This is a genomic window from Streptomyces sp. NPDC024698 (assembly GCF_055559015.1).
Map to the genome: position 1 here is coordinate 167,443 of NZ_JBVHLK010000005.1, position 16,040 is coordinate 183,482.

Genomic DNA, 16,040 nt, shown 5'->3' on the forward strand with positions numbered 1-16,040 from the left:
GCCCCCGTACCGAGGAGACGCATGTCCTTCCGCACCTCGCCCGGAGCACCGGCCTCTCCCCCGTCCGCCATCGACTACGTCGAGGACGTCTCCCCCGGCGGCGGCGCTCTTGCGCCCCGCGCCTGGTACGCGGCCTCGGACGCCCGGTCCCTCTCCCTGAACGGCCGCTGGGACTTCCGCCTCTCGCCCACCGCCGACGCCGAGGACGACTCCTTCGCCGCCGAGGAATACGCGCCGAAGGGCTGGGCCGAGGTCCAGGTCCCGGGCCACTGGGTGTTGCAGGGCCATGGATCGCCTGCCTACACCAATCACCGCTACCCGTTCCCGGTCGACCCGCCGCGCGTGCCGACCGAGAACCCCACCGGTGACCATCTGCGCCGCTTCGACCTGCCGGCGGACTGGCCGGCCGACGGCGGTACGCTCCTGCGCTTCGACGGGGTCGAGTCCTGTGCCCGGGTCTGGCTGAACGGCACGGACCTCGGCGCGTTCACGGGCTCCCGGCTGCCGCACGAGTTCGCCGTGGGCCATCTGCTCAGGCCCGGCGGCAACGTGCTCGCCGTCCGGGTGCACCAGTGGTCCGCGGGCTCCTATCTGGAGGACCAGGACCAGTGGTGGCTGCCGGGCATCTTCCGGGACGTCACCCTGCTGCACCGGCCGCCGGGCGGCGTGCTCGACTTCTTCGCGCACGCCTCCTACGACCATCGCCGAGGTCTGGGGACCCTGCGCGTCGACTCCGACGTCGACGGGCGGGTCCTCGTGCCCGCGCTGGACATCGATGTCGTCACCGGGACACCGGTCACCGTCCCGGTGCTGCCCTGGACGGCCGAGACGCCCCGGCTGTACGAGGGCGAACTGGTCACCGAGGGCGAGCGCGTCCCGCTGCGCGTCGGCTTCCGCACGGTCGAACTCGCGGACGGTCTGATCAAGGTGAACGGCAGGGCCGTCCTGTTCAAGGGCGTCAACCGGCACGAGTGGCATCCGCAAAGGGGCCGCGCCCTCGACCCCGAGACCATGCTCGCCGACGTGCTGCTGATGAAGCGGCACAACATCAACGCCGTGCGCACCTCGCACTATCCGCCGCACCCCGCCTTCCTCGACCTGTGCGACACCCACGGGCTGTGGGTCGTCGACGAGTGCGATCTGGAGACCCACGGTTTCACCGTGCAGGACTGGCGCGGCAATCCCGTCGACGACGACCGCTGGACGCCCGCCCTGCTCGACCGGGCCGCGCGCATGGTCGAGCGCGACAAGAACCATCCCTCGGTGGTCCTGTGGTCCCTCGGCAACGAGGCCGGCACCGGGCGCGGACTCACCGCCATGGCCGAGTGGATCCGCGCCCGCGACGGTTCACGGCTCCTCCACTACGAGGGGGACCACGACTGCCGGGACACGGACGTCTATTCGCGCATGTACGCCGACCACGCGGAGGTCGAACGGATCGGCCGGCGCCAGGACGGCGGCGACCCGAAACGACGCCAACTGCCCTTCATTCTCTGCGAATACGGGCACGCGATGGGCAACGGCCCCGGTGGACTCGCCGACTACCAGCGCCTGTTCGCCTCGTACGAGCGGCTCCAGGGCGGCTTCGTCTGGGAGTGGATCGACCACGGCATCGAGGACGAGCGCCACGGGTTCGCCTACGGAGGGGACTTCGGCGAGGAACTGCACGACGGGAACTTCGTCTGCGACGGGCTGCTCTTCCCGGACCGCACGCCGTCCCCCGGGCTCGTCGAGTACAAGAAGGTGACCGAGCCGGTCCGCATCGACGGCTCGGGCCCGGCCGGCGCCGTACGGGTCACCAACGGGTACGACTTCGCGGACCTTTCCCATCTGGCCTTCGCGTGGTCCTACCAAGTGGACGGCGAGAGCGTCGGGTCGGGCCCGCTCGTGGTGCCCGTGCTGGCGCCGGGCGAGTCGGCCGACGTCCCGCTTCCGGCACCCCCGGTGGACCCGCGGGGCGCCGAGGCGTGGTGGACGGTGCGGGCGGCGCTGGCCGAGGACACGGCGTGGGCGGAGCGCGGCCATGTCGTCGCCTGGACCCAACTGCTCGCGGCGAAACCGGTCCCGCCCGCCTTCACGCCGTCCGCGGCTCCGGTCACCGCCGGGCGGGTGATCACCCTCGGGCCGGGCACCTTCGACGCCCGCACCGGTGCGCTGCTCGCCGTCGGCGGGACCGAGGTCACGAGCCCCCGCCTGGACGTGTGGCGCGCGCCGACCGACAACGACGACGGCGCGCACTGGCAGCCGGACACCCGGCACGGGCCCCTCTGGCGCACCCTGGGCCTGCACCGGATGCGGCACCGCCTGGACGCCGTGGAGCCGGGCGGGAACGGGCTGACGGTACACACGCGGGTGGCGCCCGCGGCCCGGGAGGAGGGTCTGCGCACGGAGTACCGCTGGACCTCCGACGGCACCCGGCTGCGGCTGACCGTGTCCGTGGTGCCCGAGGGCCGCTGGACGCTGCCCCTGCCCCGGCTCGGCGTCCGGCTCGGGCTCGCGGGCTCCGCGGACCGGGTGAGCTGGCTCGGCGGCGGCCCGGGAGAGGGCTACCCGGACACCAAGTCGGCCTGTATGCAAGGGCGTTGGGAATCGACGGTCGACGCCCTGCAAACGCCGTACGTGCGCCCTCAGGAGAACGGCGCCCGGCCCGACGTCCGCCGGGCCGAGATCGGCGGGCTGCGGATCGAGGGCGATCCGGCGTTCTGGTTCACCGCGCGCCGCTGGACGACCGAGCAACTGGACGCGGCGGACCACAGGACCGATCTGCGCCCCGGTGACACGGTCTGGGTCAACCTCGACCACGGCCAGCAGGGCATCGGTTCGCGGTCCTGCGGTCCCGGCGCCCTTCCGCGGTACCAACTGTGGTCCGCCCCGGCGGAGTTCTCCTTCGTGTTCTCCGAGATCCCGGACTGAGGCCCGCGTCCGGAGCGCGGCCGGACGGCCCTCCTCGGCCGTCCGGCCGCATCAGCCCGTCAGTGGCCGGCGCAGCAGGGTGTCGGGTCCGGCACCTCGAAGGGCACCAGGGTGCCGCCGGCGGCCGGCATCGCCGCGAGGACGAGCCGGCCCTCACGCCACTCCGGGCGCACGTGCTCGCGCGTGACCAGCCTCGCCTCCGGACAGGCCCCCTCGGGCGAGCCGAGCACGGTGACCCGCTCCACCGCGGAGACCTCCAGGAGGCGGGCGACGGTCAGGACGCCGGTGACGGCGCCCGACCCCGGGTACAGGACGGCACGGCCGCCCGTGCGGGCCGCGTGCTCGGCCGCCGCGTGGGCGGCTCCGGCCGCGAGCTCGTCGGGACCGTGCCGGTCGTCGCCGAGGGCGACGCCCGGGCGGTCACCGGACCGGCCGGAGCCGTCCTTCGTGAGCCGCCGCCAGGCCGCCCGGGCCGCCCGCTCCGACGGCAGGGCGAAGGACAGTGCCGTGTGCGGGCGCAGTCCGTCCCGGACGTGGTGCGTGCAGCCCGACACCTCCGATTCCAGGCCGAGTTCCTCGGCGAGTTCCTCGGCGAGTTCCGCGGCGAGTTCCGCGGCGAGCGAGCGCAGCAGATGGTCGGCCTCCCGCAGGGGACCCGTGTGACCGGTGTCGACTCCGAGGACGTACCGCTCGCTCACGAGGGCAGGACCCACACCGGGTTGGAGTAGAACCACAGGTCCTTCCACGGGTCGGCGTCGCCGAGGACGTCGACGGCGGGGCCCGCCGGGTCGATCGCCGCGCCCCTGAGGCCGACGGCGGACCGGTTGCCGTCGGTGCCGCGCAGCCGGACGTACACCGGGCGGTCGACGGCGCCGAGGTCGTAGGTGAGCCGGACCGTGCCGGTGGACTTGTTCACCTCGTAGGACTTGGCGACCCGGGCGGTGGGGGCGGCGAGCGTGTCCCGGTCGGAGGCCGCACCCGTCACATCCCCCTCGATGACGTCGACGCGCGCCAACTTGGGCACGAATCCGGCCCAGTTGGCGCCGCCGGCCAGTCCGATGTCCACGGTCAGGGTGACCCGGGTGCCCTTGCGTACGTGCAGCGCGCCGCCGAGGGTGGCCCAGCGGCCGCCGCCCGAGACCCGGGCGTCGAGACCGCTGATGAGCCGGCCGTGGTCGACCCAGACCCGGCCCGCGCGGATGCCGTCCATCACGGCGGCGTAGGAGAATCCGTCGGAACCGACGTGCGTACGGCTGTACTGGCCGGGCCAGAAGTCGCCCTGGGTGAGGTCGACCTTGCCGCCGTAGACGGGGTCGGTGTGCCGGCCGTTGAGGTTGAAGTCGCTGTCCGGCCCGCCGCGCACCGCGGTGTCCGTGTACACCTGGTGGGAGTCGGAGTTGGCGGTGATCCACCAGGGCTTGCCCTCGGCGAGCAGGCTGTCCCACAGGCCGCCGACGGTGGCGGTCATCCAGTCGAAGCCGCCCCAGGTGCGGTAGCTCTCCAGCGGGTAGCCGGCGAAGGAGTTGGCGCTCGGACTGTTGTCGTACAGACCGCGGGCGACGCCCATGCCGTACGTCTTCTCGATGCCGCCCGCCTGGTGGCCGGGGGCGCCCTCGAATCCGACGGCGATCTGGTGGGAGGCGGGGGTCGCGTCGCGCCAGGCGCGGATCTCGTGCGGGGAGTCGAGGCCCTTGCGGGCGGGGTGGTTGGCCAGCATCAGGATGTCCTTGACGCGACGGCTCCTGACCTGCTCGGAAAGGAAGTTGAGGCCCGCGACGGCGAGCGCCTCGTTGGCGGGCGTCGAGTCGGTGGCGCCCTTGACGCTGCCGTCGTAGTCGGTCTCGAACTGCTTGAGGACCGCGACCTCGTTGCGGCCCGGGTGGACGAAGACCGTGCCGTGCTCGGCGGCCGGGATGTTCCATTCGAGGCCCTGGAAGACGAGGGTGTCCTCGTAGGTGTCCCGGGCCTCCTTGATGTCCGGGTTGACCTTGTCGACACCGATCTTGGCGTGGGTGTCGCTGCCGTGGTCGGTGATGACCATCCAGTCCAGGCCGTGCGCGGCACCCTGGCGGACCTGGTCGCCGACGCGGTACTTGCCGTCGCTGCTGTACTGGGTGTGGATGTGGTGGTCCCCGGCCAGCCAGAGGTAGCCGTTCCTTCTGCGGCCGCCCGTGGAGGCGTACGCGGGGGCGGTGGCCCCCTGCGCGAGGACGCTTCCGGCGGCGAGGCCGGCGCCGAGCAGTCCCGCGCGGCGCAGCAGCGAGCGGCGCGAGCGCTGCTCGGGGGTGAGGGCCTCGTCGGGCACCGCGGTGTCGAAGGCGGCGGGCAGCGGGGTGTCCGTGCCCTCGTGGCCGTGCGGGTGGTGATGGTGGTGCCCGTGCTCGTGTCCGTGCGTGTGCCCCATGACCGCCTCCTGAGTCCAGCCCCGCCCCTGCGGGCGCGTCATGAGGAGATTCGGGGTGGAGCATGAACGGCGGACGGCTCCCTCGTGTGCGCGGGACGACCTGAATCGGTCAACTGGCCATATCTGTCGGCATGTTGGTGTGCGCCCTGTCCGTTGCGTCACGAATTCCGCGGAGTCGAGGGCTGTCCGAGCCCGATCTGACCGACGCAGTCCGCCTGTTGCGCAGCACGCTGACCCGCCCTCCCGGTCAGAGCAGTCCCAGATCGCCCAGTTCCTTGTGCAGGTCGGCACGCGGGGCGGCGGGGTCCTGGGTGGTGGTGCGGTGGGCGGGGGTTCCGGAGCCGGTGCCGCCGGCCGGGCGGGGACCCGGGCGGCGGTCGCGGAAGATCCAGGCGCCGGCCAGGCCGCCGATCAGACCGCCGAGGTGGCCGAGCCAGCTCACCCCCGGAGTTCCGGGCACCGCCACGGTGACCATGTAGGCGAAGGAGGCCGCCATGACGACACCGATCAGCGTGTCGATCAGGTGCCGGTCGAAGATCCCGCGGACCACGACATAGCCGAAGTACCCGAAGATCAGGCCGCTCGCGCCGACCGTGTCCACATCACCGCGTTCGAAGAACCAGACGACCGAACCGCTGGCCAGCGCCACCAACAGGCTCAGGCCGAGGAAGCGGACGACACCCCGGTAGGCGGCGAGGAACCCGAAGACGAACAGCGGTCCGGAGTTGCTCTCGATGTGCGCCCAACTCCAGTGCAGGAAGGGCGCGGTGAGGATGTCGGGCAGGGTGGTGACATCGCCGGACACCACTCCGTAGTCCCGGGAGAGGGCGTAGTGGTCGGCGTAGTTGGCGAGTTGTACCAGCCAGAGGACCGCCAGGAACCCGAACATCACGAAGAACGCCTTCCGCGCCTCCGCGATCATCTGCTCCGCGCCCACCGGGCCCTCGCTCCGGCCCACGTCGGAACCACCCATGACACACCCCCCTGCTCCGGCCGATCCGTCTCCGCCTCACCGCGAACTCTAGGCAACGCCGGTGAGGTCGCCGCCGTCCAGGGGCACCACTCCGCCGACGCCGTCGAAGCGGAAGGCCGCCGTTCCTCCCGCGGCCCAGGTCACCGTCACGTCGTACGTGCCGATTCCCGTGCCCTCCGGCGTCGTCACCCGCACGGACACCAGGTCCGGGAGCGGGAGCGGGTCCCGGTCGGCGGTGAGGCGGACGAGGGCGACGAAAAGGGAGGGGCCGTCCCCGGTGACGCCCTCCCCGGTGGCCGACAGACCGTGCGCGGGCCGGAGTTCGGGGCGCGCGCCGTCGTACGCCGCCCAGCCCGTGACCCGTACCGGCGTCCCGGGATCCGCGCCCGACACCAGATGCGCCCGCACCTCCACGGCACCCCGCGCCACCACGAGGCAGACCGCCTCGACGCCGTCCGAGACGGTGTGCCGGGAGGCCGCCCAGCCCTCTCCCACGCCCAGGGGCACGATCCCCGTACGGCTCGCCTCGCCACCGACGATCACGCTGTTGTCGTACGAGGGTGAGGGCTTCGTCGCCGTCGAGTAGGCGAGCCGCGTGTAGAAGGGGTCGTAGCGGACGTCCTCGCTGCCGTGGTTGTGGAGGCGGACCACACCGTCCGAACGCGTCGACTGGAGAAGCCAGTTGGGCGGGCCGACCGGGGTGACGGCGTCGGCGCGTTCCGCCGGGCCCGGCTCCTCGGTGGCCGTCCAGCGCGTGCTCCGGGGGCAGCAGCAGGGCGACGAAGGCCTTGCTCGCCCAGTACGGCGAGGCGGGGCCGGAATAGTGCTGGAGGAACGCCTGGTCGGGGCCGTGCCAGCCGAGGGTGAGCAGGCCGTCGCCGTCCACGGCACCCCGGTCGAGGAAGTGACGCAGGGCGCCCGAGGCGAGGCGGCGGGTCTCCCCCGGGGACAGGGGTGTGCGGCCGGTGAGCGCGCCGAGCCACAGCGGGGCGGTGGCCGCGAAGCGGTAGGTGAGCGAGCGGCCCTGGAGCATCGGGGCGCCGTCGCCGCCGAACAGGCGGGCGCAGTAGGCGAGATGGGCCTCAAGACGGCCGGCGTACAGGTCCAGGAGCGATGTGTCGCCGGCCAGCCACGCGTGCAGCACCGGGTAGAAGTGCATCGCCCAGCCGTTGTAGTGGTCGAACTTGCGGCCGTGGCCGTCGGTGTACCAGCCGTCGCCGAGGTACCACTGTTCGATGCGCTCAAGGCCCCGGTCGATCGCGGCGCGCGACGCCTCGGGCTCGTGCCCGACCTCCTGGAGGAAGCCGCCGACGGTCACCGGGAACAACTCCCAGTTGCAGGGCCACGGTTCGGCCGTCAGCGCGTCGCCGAGCCAGGCGGCGGTCCGCTGTCGCACCGCGTCGTCCAGACGGTCCCACAGCAGCGGACGCGTGAGCCGCAGCGCGAGCGCGATCGAGGCGGCCTCGACGAGGGGCTGGCCGCGGTCCTCGACCCGGGGCCAGACGCCCGCCGGTCCGGCGGCCAGCCCTCGCGCGTAGCGCTCCAGGACCTTCTCGTCCCGGCGGAAGCCGGCCAGCAACAGCGTGCGGGCGTAGCCCTCCAGTCCGTCGGAGAGCCGTCCGGCGCTGCTCGTGCGCTCCCCGGGGAGGTGGTAGAGGGCCTGGTCGGCGGTGGCGTACGGGGCGACGGCGGCGAGCAGGGAATCGGCGACCGCCTCCCAATGGGCGCGCGTGCGGCCGGTGTACGGGCTCAGCGACCTGTCCTCGGCGGGCTCGACGGGCATCACGGGCCTTCCTGTTCCGGTCCGGCCCCGACGGTACCGCCCCACGGCAAACGCTTTCCAGAGTGCGTCCCGAGGACGCCGGGGCATCGACCGACGCCCCGGGCCCGCGGCCCGCCGTGGGGGCGGCACCCTATACAGCCCGTCGGCCGAGGGACGCATTTGCCCCGTTCCGTCCAACGGCAGGCTCCGGGCTGCCACACTGGCCTCTTCCGGGTGGGGGCCCGGACGGCCGACGGGGAGGAAACCTTGAGCGATCCGCGATGCGAAGCCGCGCTGACGTTCACCGACGAGGCGGACTCCGAGGGCACGGAGGACGCCGTGGCCCTCCTGGCCGAGGAACTGGCCCTGCTGGACCTGTCCTCCGTACGGCACCCGTCGGGCGGCCCCGCTCCCGGCGGCACCCGGGCAGGGGAGACGGCGATCCTCACGACGCTCCTCGTCGGCATGACGAGCGCGGCGACGCTGCGGGCACTCCTCGCACTGCTCCAGGACTGGCTCGCGCGCCGCAACTCGGGTGCGATCGACCTGACGATCAACGGTGAGGAGCTGCGTCTGACGTCGGTCTCCCGCGCGGACCAGCGGCGCGCCGTCGAACTGTTCGCCGCCCGGCACGCCCCGCCGGACGTCCGAGACCCGCGTGACGCCCGCGAGCCGCGAGGCGCCGGAGACCCGCGTGATGCCGGCACGTCCGATGCGTAGAGCGGCGCTCCTCGTCGTCAACCAGCATTACGCGGACGGGCATTTCGACGAACTGCCCGGCGCCGCGGCGGACGCCGAGCACCTGGCCGCCGTGCTCGGCGACCCGGCCGTCGGCGCGTTCGAGGTCACCGTCGTCGAGAACGGCACGGCGCTGGAGATCCGCAAGGCGATCCAGTCCTTCTTCACCCGAGCGCGGAGCCAGGACCTGCTCCTGCTCCACCTCTCCTGCCACGGGCGCAAGGACCCGCGGGGCCGGCTGCACTTCATCGCCTCGGACACCGAAGAGGCCTGTCTGGACGCGACCGCCGTCTCCTCCCGGTTCGTCGCGGACCAGTTGGAGCAGAGTTTCTGCCGCCGGGCCGTCGTCCTGCTGGACTGCTGTTACAGCGGGGCGTTCGCGAAAGGGCTGAGGACCCGCGGGGCCGCGCCCGCCGTCGACGTGCGGGAGCCCTTCTCCGGGCAGGGCCGGGTCGTCATCACCTCATCGACCGCCCTCCAGTACAGCCACGAGAGCGAACTGACCAGCAGACAGCGGGCCGAGCCGTCCGTCTTCACCGCCGCCGTGGTGGAAGGGCTGCGGGACGGCACGGCCGACCTGGACGGGGACGGGTACGTGTCGGTGGAGGAGCTGTACTCCTTCGTCCACGACCGCGTGCGCGGACAGCTACCCAGCCAGACACCGACGCTGAGCGTCAACAACGCCGAGGGCACCCTCTATCTGACGCGCAACCCCGGCACGCTCCGTACCGCCGAGGCCGAGCGGCTCCGGCGCGGCCATGGCCTCGACGAACCGCCGCCGGGTGCACATGGCACCGCCCCCCGGACGCCGCGACCCACAAGGCCGACCGCGGACGGATCGAAGATCCTCGGCATCGACTTCGGGACGACCAATTGCGCGGTGGCCGTGTTCCTGGAAGGCGAGGTGCGGGTCATCCCGAACCGCCACGGGGAGCTCACCACTCCGAGCGTCGTGGCGTTCGCCGAGGACGGGACGCTGCTCGTGGGGAAGGCCGCCGAGGAGCAGTCCGCGCGCGTTCCGGGCGGCGGCATCCACCGGGTCAGACGGGAACTGGGCACGGGGTGGACCCACCGGCAAGGAGTGGACCGCTTCTCCGCCGAGGAGGTCGCCTCCTGGATCCTCGCCGATCTGCGCCGGAGCGCGGAAGCCCACCTCGGCGAGACGGTGACCCGGGCGGTCCTCACCGCGCCCGCCCACTTCACCCGCGTCCAGCGCGCGGCCCTGACGGACGCCGCGGCCCTCGCGGGCATCGAAACGGTCAGGATGCTCGACGCACCGGCCGCGGCGGCACTTGCGTACGGCTTCGGCCGGGACGAGGAGAACATCCTGGTGTTCGATCTGGGCGCGGCCACCCTGGACGTGTCCGTGCTCGGGATCGGCGCCCGGGGCGTCGAGACCCTGGTCACCGGCGGCGACAGCGAGCTCGGGGGAAGCGACTGGGACGGTCGCATCGTCGATCACCTCGTACGCGACCTCGCCCTGCGCCGGGGAGTCCGGCTCATCGACCGGACCGCCCTCCAGCGGGTGGCCGCGGCGGCGGAAGCCGCGAAGATCGAGCTGTCGCGGGCCACGGCGACCACGATCGACCTGCCGTACATCGCGGCCTCCCCGTCAGGACCGGTGCACCTGGACGTCACGCTGACGCGCGCGCAGGTGAAGATGCTGACGAAGGATCTGCTGGAGCGCTGCGCGGAGCCGGTGCGGCGGGCTCTGAAGACCGCCCGGGGCATCGAGGGGGTCGAGGACGTCGACCACGTCATCCTGGTCGGCGGTGCCACCCGGATGCCGGCGATCACCGGGCTCCTCAAGGAGCTGGCGGGTGGCCGTGAACCGATCCGGGCTGTCGTTCCCGAGGGCGTGGTCGTCGGCGCCGCGCTCCAGGGCGCCCTGCTGACCGGCCGGTCTCGCGACGATCCGCTGCCGGACGTGACCTCGCTTCCTCCCGGCAACGAGACGCGGGACGGCACGACCGCGTGACGGCCGGGGATCGGCGCCGATCCCCGGAAGGCGTTGACCCGCGTCCCTCGGCCGACCGGAGTGACGGCGGTTCTCATCCCTCGGGACGGTCGCCCAGCAGGTGGACGGCGCGTGGCGGGGATGCCCCGATCGGTTAGCGTCGTGCCATGGCCAGTGACAACGCCCTCACCCTCGCCGCCGCGCTGTCCTCCGGCACGGTCGTGCTCGACGGAGGCATGTCCAACCAGCTCGAAGCGGCCGGGCACGACCTCGGTGACGCGCTGTGGTCGGCACGGCTGCTCGCGGACCGGCCCGAGGCCGTCGTCGAGGCGCATCTCGCCTACTACGAGGCGGGCGCGGACGTGGCGATCACCTCCAGCTACCAGGCGACCTTCGAGGGCTTCGCCCGGCGCGGCATCCCGCGCGAACGCGTCGCCGAACTGCTCGGTCTCAGCGTCGAGGCGGCCCGCGAGGCGGCCCGGCGGGCACACGCGAAGGGCGCGACGCGGCCCCTGTGGGTCGCCGCGTCGGTGGGCCCGTACGGGGCGATGCTCGCGGACGGTTCCGAGTACCGGGGGCGGTACGGGCTGAGCGTCGCGGAACTGGAGCGGTTCCACGCGCCGCGCCTGGAGGTGCTGGCCGCCGCCGCGCCCGACGTGCTGGCCCTGGAGACGGTTCCGGACGCCGACGAGGCGCGGGCGCTGCTCGGGGCGATACGCGGGCTCGGCATACCGGCGTGGCTGTCGTACAGCGTCGCCGGTGACCGTACGCGGGCCGGGCAGCCACTGGAGGAGGCTTTCGCCCTGGCCGCCGAGGCGGACGAGGTCATCGCGGTCGGGGTCAACTGCTGTGCCCCCGAGGACGTCGACGCGGCCGTCGCCACGGCGGCTCGGGTGACCGGAAAGCCGGTCGTGGTCTACCCGAACAGCGGCGAGGCGTGGGATGCGGCGGCCCGCGCCTGGAGAGGCGACTCCACGTTCACGGCCGCCCAGGTCGGCGCGTGGGAACAGGCCGGAGCAAGGCTGATCGGGGGCTGCTGCCGGGTGGGTCCTGAGGCGATCACGGGGATCTCGTCGGCGCTGCGAGCCGCCTGACCTCCCGCCCGGTGCACAGGGACCCCGGAGCGCCCGCGGACGCGGGCGGGCTCAGCGGTGCTCAGCGTCGCCCCGTGGAGCCCGGGCGGCGGAATCGGAGGACGGCCGCCAGCGGTGCCGTGATGCGCACGGGCGCGTCGGCTACGGGAGGGGCCGACGCGGACGCGCCCTCGCTCGCGCCTGCCGTGCCGGGCGGACCGTCCGCGCGATCCGTTCCGGGGGCGGGAGCCACGACGGAAGCGGAGCCGGAGCCGGAAGCGGTGCTGGGACCGGTGTCCGCACCGGCAGCGGGAACCGTGTCCGCTCCCGCCGCGGGCCGGCCGGCGGTCGTGAGGATCGGCGTGCTCATGGTCCCGACCGTGGATCCGCCTGTGTGCCTGCGGGTGGAGCCGGTCGCGGGCTTGGCCGCCGCTCTGGCCGATTCGGCTTCCCACAGGGCGAGTTCGCGGTCGCGCGGGCCGTGCGCGGTGTGCGGCTCGTCGCGGCCGTCGCCCTCGCCGAAGACGCGGACCGGGTGCGAGGCGTCCCACGCGGCCCACCCAGGGTCACCGTCGACCGCGAACCGCACCCACGCGCTGTGCATGGCGTCGGCCAGTTCCCGCGGGGCGCCCTCTCCCGCGAGCTTCGCCGCCTCCGGCACACCGGCCGTGTCGAAGACGAAGCCCAGTTCCAGGGCGTGACAGGCGCCGAGGCCGGGCACATTGGAGGGCCAGGCGAATTCGTAGACGTGCGCGGGGGCCCGGTCCCCGCCGGGGGCGTCGGCGCCGGGAGGCCCGGTGCACGTGCCGCTCCGCGCGTCGGCGAGGCGGTGCAGCGGCACCCGCAGCAGATGGTCGGTGATCATCTGGCCGACGAGATCGGCGGTGCCGCACTCCGGGTGGAGGGCGCGGTAGCCGCGGGGCACCTCGTGACCGCAGTGGCAGCGGGCCATCGCACCGGCCAGGGCGACAGGACCGAGCCGGTCGACGCGTTCCAGGAGCCCGCCCGGCACGAGCCACAGCCGGTACTCGTCACGGGTCCAGCCCAGCATCAGGCCGACGTCGGCCGCGGCACCCTCGACCAGGGCCTCCAGCGGGTCGCGGGGCACGAGGTCGCCGTCGACGACGATGCCGAAGGCGGGACCGCCGAGAACCGGGCTGCTGAGCCTGCCCACCTCGGCCTGGGTGCGCAGCAGCAGATCCCGGTCCACGGCGGCGAACGCCTCCGCCGTAGCGGGGATCTTCAGCCGGGTGGCCATCCTGCGCACCATGCGGCGCACCTTGTCGCGGTCGCTCGCCTCCGGCGGCCCGCTCTGGAGCACCGCACGCCGGAACAGGCCCCGGGCGCGCGGGCTCGCGAGCAGCGCGCCGATGCTGATGGCCCCGGCGGACTCGCCGAACACGGTCACCCGGCCGGGATCTCCCCCGAACCGGGCGACGGACTCCCGCACCCACTCCAGGGCGGCCAGCTGGTCACGCAGCCCGGGGTTGGCGGGAGCATCCGGGAAGAGGCCGTAACCCTCCACTCCCAGGCGGTAGTTGACGGACACGAGGACCACGCCGTCGCGGGCGAAGGCGTGCCCGTCGTACACGGGCACGGCCGAGGAACCCCGGGTCAGGGCTCCGCCGTGGATCCAGACCATGACGGGAAGGCGGGCGGCGGGGTCGGGCGCCGGGGTCCACACATTGAGGTTGAGGCAGTCGTCGCCGGGCACGACGGGGTCGGCGAGGAGCCGGGAGAACGCTTCGGAGTACGGCGGCTTCGGCGGCGTCGGCCCGAACGCGCCGGCGTCCCGGACTCCGTCCCAGGGCTCGGGCGGGACGGGGGGCAGGAAGCGGCGGGCACCGAAGGGCGGGGCAGCGTACGGGACGCCCCGGAAGACCGCGATCCCGTTCTCGTACCGGCCGCGCACCGCGCCGTAGGGGGTGGAGACCACCGGGTCCTTCGTCTCCGCCACCGGATCCACCGAGTCCACCGCCATCCGGGACCAGCTCCTCACCGTCGCGCGCTGTAGAGATCAGAGCACCACAACGCGTCCCGGTATTCCTGCGGAGGTCCCCCGGACGGCCGACACCGCCGTACGACAGGGGCCGGACCGGACCCGTGATCCGGTCAGCGGCCCCGGTCCTGAGCGGTCGCGAAGGGGTCCGGGGCCGCCCAGAGGATGCCGCCGAGCAGATGCCGACGGAAGTCCGGATCCTCGTACGCCTCCGCGGCATGGCCGAGCGCCGTGTAGAAGACCCGGCCCGCGCCCTGTTCCCGGCACCACACCAAGGGATGGTCGGCGCCCATGCCCCCGCCCCGGTACGAGGCCTCGTCGGCGGTGGCGAGCACCCGCACGCCATCCGTATCGCGCGGGTTGGAGCGGAAGTCGTACCACTCGTCCGTGAACTCCCAGACCGGTGGCAGGAGCCGCGTCGCGGGGTGTCCGCGGTCCTCGACGAGGACCCGGCCCGGCTGGAGGTCCGGGTGCCGGTCGAAACGGGCGCCGAGCAGTTCGCCGTAGTGGGGCCAGTCGTATTCGGTGCAGGCGGCGGCGTGCACCCCGACGAAACCGCCGCCGCCCTCGACATGGGCGGCGAGCCGGTCACGGCCCTGCGGGGTCAGCACCTCGCCGCTCGTCGACAGGAAGACGACGGCCGCATATGGGGCGAGGGGGGCCTCGAAGACCGCGGGGTCCTCGGTGGCGTCGGTCTCGAAGCCGTGCTCACGGCCGAGGGCGCGCACGGCACCGACGGCGGCCGGGATGGAGTCGTGCCGGTAGCCGGTCGTACGGGTGTACACGAGAACGCGGAAGACCATGCCCGGAGCCTAGGTCGTACCCGGCCGGTCACCCCAGCCCCTCGGGCGAACCGGTCAGCCCGGTCCCGCGGCCGCGCACCCAGGGGCGGGCAGGCTGCGGGCGGTGTCCGTTTCCTTCAAGACCGGGCGCCCGCGGCACGCCTACGGTGGCCGTATGACTCCACGATTCGATGTGATCGGGCTGGCCGTCTCCGACATGGCCGCCTCCGTCGCCTTCTACGGCCGTCTCGGGCTCGTCTTCCCCGAGGGCGCGCCGGACGAACCGCACGTCGAGGCCCCGTTGCCCGGTGGGCTGCGCCTCGCGCTGGACACGGAGGACACCATCCGGTCGTTCCACAGCGGGTGGCGGCCTCCGAGCGGCGGCGGCCGGGCCTCGCTCGCCTTCCGCTGCGAGAGCCCCGCCGAGGTCGACGCCGTCTACGAGGAACTCGTCGGCGCGGGCCACCACGGCGAGCTCAAGCCGTGGGACGCCTTCTGGGGCATGCGGTACGCCGTCGTGCACGACCCGGACGGCAACGGCGTCGACCTGTTCGCCCCGCTGCCCGCGGAAGCGGACGCCTCGCGCTAGTCACCGGCGACCGACGAGTGCACCGAGCGTCGCTCCCGTCAACTCCCTGACGTCCCGGGCCAGATGGGCCTGGTCGGCGAACCCGGCGCGCAGCGCGGTCTCCGCGAAGGGCCTACCGCCGCGGGCGAGGGCGAGCGCCCGCTGAAGCCGCAGGATCCGCGCCAGGGTCTTGGGCCCGTAGCCGAAGGCGGCTAGCGAGCGGCGGTGCAACTGGCGTGCCCCCAGGCCGAGCCGGTCGGCCGTCTCGGCGACCGGGCGGCCCGCGTCCAGGGCTGCCACCACGTCCAGGAGCAGCGGATCCGGGGGCGGTGCCCCGGCCGCCCGGAGCAGCGCGACCTCTTCGAGCGCGACCACGGGGTCGGCGGCCGCGTCGATCCGGGCGGTGAGGCGGCGCACCTCGGCGGCCGGCCACAGGTCGGTCAGCTCCACCCGCCGGTCGCGGAGTTCGTACGCCGGTACGCCCAGACGGACGGGCGCGGTGCCGGGGTGGAAGCGGACGCCCGCCCAGCCGCCGGGCACCTCGTCCGGGCTGTGGGGCCGTGTGTCGGGACCGGCGACGAGCAGCCGGCCCTCGGTCCACAGCAGATCCATGCAGCCGTCGGGCAGCACGGCGTCCCGGACGCCCTCCCCCGCGGCCGTGTCCGGTGCGGGAGCGGGCGGTGTCCGGCTCCAGAGCACCGCGCCCGGCAGCCGGGACGCCCGTTCCGCGTACATGTCCGCCAGGCTACGCCGGGCGGGTCCGGTGCTCCCGCGGACTGATGCCGTACACCCGTTCGAAGGCGCCGGAGAGCACTAAGGCGCTGCCGTGGCCGACACGGCGCATGTCCGAGTGCGGCGGAGCGTCCGTGCG

11 protein-coding genes and 1 pseudogene are annotated in these 16,040 nt (G+C 73.6%); 5 read left to right on the forward strand and 7 right to left on the reverse strand.

Going from position 1 to position 16,040, the window contains the following annotated elements:
• Positions 1–21 precede the first annotated feature (21 nt).
• A complete protein-coding gene (locus ACZ4AA_RS14185) occupies positions 22–2,913 on the forward strand; it encodes a glycoside hydrolase family 2 TIM barrel-domain containing protein (protein WP_467600760.1) in 2,892 nt (963 codons plus the stop codon).
• A 59-nt stretch (positions 2,914–2,972) separates the two neighbouring features.
• On the opposite strand, the gene ACZ4AA_RS14190 is transcribed toward ACZ4AA_RS14185, so the two are convergent.
• The 4 genes and pseudogenes from ACZ4AA_RS14190 to ACZ4AA_RS14205 all read right to left on the reverse strand — a co-directional run bounded on the left by ACZ4AA_RS14190 (position 2,973) and on the right by ACZ4AA_RS14205 (position 8,073).
• Entirely contained in the window at positions 2,973–3,611 is a 639-nt protein-coding gene (locus ACZ4AA_RS14190; RefSeq protein WP_467600763.1) for a hypothetical protein, read from the reverse strand.
• Positions 3,608–5,317, reverse strand: a complete 1,710-nt coding sequence (locus ACZ4AA_RS14195; protein WP_467600766.1) for a PHP domain-containing protein — start codon at positions 5,315–5,317, stop codon at positions 3,608–3,610. The genes ACZ4AA_RS14190 and ACZ4AA_RS14195 overlap by 4 nt, the downstream gene beginning before the upstream one ends.
• 247 nt (positions 5,318–5,564) lie before the next feature.
• Positions 5,565–6,290: a rhomboid family intramembrane serine protease gene (locus ACZ4AA_RS14200; RefSeq protein WP_467600769.1), complete on the reverse strand. Its 726-nt coding sequence runs from the start codon at positions 6,288–6,290 to the stop codon at positions 5,565–5,567.
• A gap of 48 nt (positions 6,291–6,338) precedes the next feature.
• Positions 6,339–8,073: pseudogene (locus ACZ4AA_RS14205) on the reverse strand (DUF2264 domain-containing protein).
• A 246-nt stretch (positions 8,074–8,319) separates the two neighbouring features.
• On the opposite strand from ACZ4AA_RS14205, the gene ACZ4AA_RS14210 reads away from it, so the two are divergent.
• The 3 genes from ACZ4AA_RS14210 (at position 8,320) to mmuM (ending at position 11,841) form a co-directional block, all read left to right on the forward strand.
• On the forward strand, positions 8,320–8,772 hold the full coding sequence (locus tag ACZ4AA_RS14210) for a hypothetical protein (protein ID WP_467600772.1): 453 nt from the start codon (positions 8,320–8,322) through the stop codon (positions 8,770–8,772).
• Positions 8,765–10,768, forward strand: coding sequence for a caspase, EACC1-associated type (locus ACZ4AA_RS14215; protein WP_467600775.1), 2,004 nt, complete (start codon positions 8,765–8,767; stop codon positions 10,766–10,768). Before ACZ4AA_RS14210 ends, ACZ4AA_RS14215 begins: the two co-directional genes overlap by 8 nt.
• 146 nt (positions 10,769–10,914) lie before the next feature.
• On the forward strand, positions 10,915–11,841 hold the full coding sequence (gene mmuM / locus ACZ4AA_RS14220) for a homocysteine S-methyltransferase (protein ID WP_467600778.1): 927 nt from the start codon (positions 10,915–10,917) through the stop codon (positions 11,839–11,841).
• 61 nt (positions 11,842–11,902) lie between these two features.
• On the opposite strand, the gene ACZ4AA_RS14225 is transcribed toward mmuM, so the two are convergent.
• The gene (locus tag ACZ4AA_RS14225) at positions 11,903–13,801 is read right to left on the reverse strand and encodes a carboxylesterase/lipase family protein (protein ID WP_467600781.1); all 1,899 of its coding nucleotides are present in this window, start codon (positions 13,799–13,801) and stop codon (positions 11,903–11,905) included.
• A gap of 131 nt (positions 13,802–13,932) precedes the next feature.
• Positions 13,933–14,622, reverse strand: coding sequence for a ThuA domain-containing protein (locus ACZ4AA_RS14230; protein WP_467600784.1), 690 nt, complete (start codon positions 14,620–14,622; stop codon positions 13,933–13,935).
• 154 nt (positions 14,623–14,776) lie between these two features.
• On the opposite strand from ACZ4AA_RS14230, the gene ACZ4AA_RS14235 reads away from it, so the two are divergent.
• Positions 14,777–15,190: a VOC family protein gene (locus tag ACZ4AA_RS14235; protein WP_467600787.1), complete on the forward strand. Its 414-nt coding sequence runs from the start codon at positions 14,777–14,779 to the stop codon at positions 15,188–15,190.
• On the opposite strand, the gene ACZ4AA_RS14240 is transcribed toward ACZ4AA_RS14235, so the two are convergent.
• Positions 15,191–15,904, reverse strand: coding sequence for a helix-turn-helix transcriptional regulator (locus ACZ4AA_RS14240; protein WP_467600789.1), 714 nt, complete (start codon positions 15,902–15,904; stop codon positions 15,191–15,193).
• Between the last annotated feature and the right edge of the window lie 136 nt (positions 15,905–16,040).

Bases quoted from the DNA above. Each gene is read 5' to 3' on its own strand.
- ACZ4AA_RS14230 (WP_467600784.1), bottom strand. From the start codon at position 14,622: ATGGTCTTCCGCGTTCTCGTGTACACCCGTACGACCGGCTACCGGCAC.
- ACZ4AA_RS14235 (WP_467600787.1), top strand. From the start codon at position 14,777: ATGACTCCACGATTCGATGTGATCGGGCTGGCCGTCTCCGACATGGCC.
- mmuM (WP_467600778.1), top strand. From the start codon at position 10,915: ATGGCCAGTGACAACGCCCTCACCCTCGCCGCCGCGCTGTCCTCCGGC.
- ACZ4AA_RS14200 (WP_467600769.1), bottom strand. From the start codon at position 6,290: ATGGGTGGTTCCGACGTGGGCCGGAGCGAGGGCCCGGTGGGCGCGGAG.
- ACZ4AA_RS14215 (WP_467600775.1), top strand. From the start codon at position 8,765: ATGCGTAGAGCGGCGCTCCTCGTCGTCAACCAGCATTACGCGGACGGG.
- ACZ4AA_RS14195 (WP_467600766.1), bottom strand. From the start codon at position 5,317: ATGGGGCACACGCACGGACACGAGCACGGGCACCACCATCACCACCCG.
- ACZ4AA_RS14225 (WP_467600781.1), bottom strand. From the start codon at position 13,801: ATGGCGGTGGACTCGGTGGATCCGGTGGCGGAGACGAAGGACCCGGTG.
- ACZ4AA_RS14240 (WP_467600789.1), bottom strand. From the start codon at position 15,904: ATGTACGCGGAACGGGCGTCCCGGCTGCCGGGCGCGGTGCTCTGGAGC.
- ACZ4AA_RS14185 (WP_467600760.1), top strand. From the start codon at position 22: ATGTCCTTCCGCACCTCGCCCGGAGCACCGGCCTCTCCCCCGTCCGCC.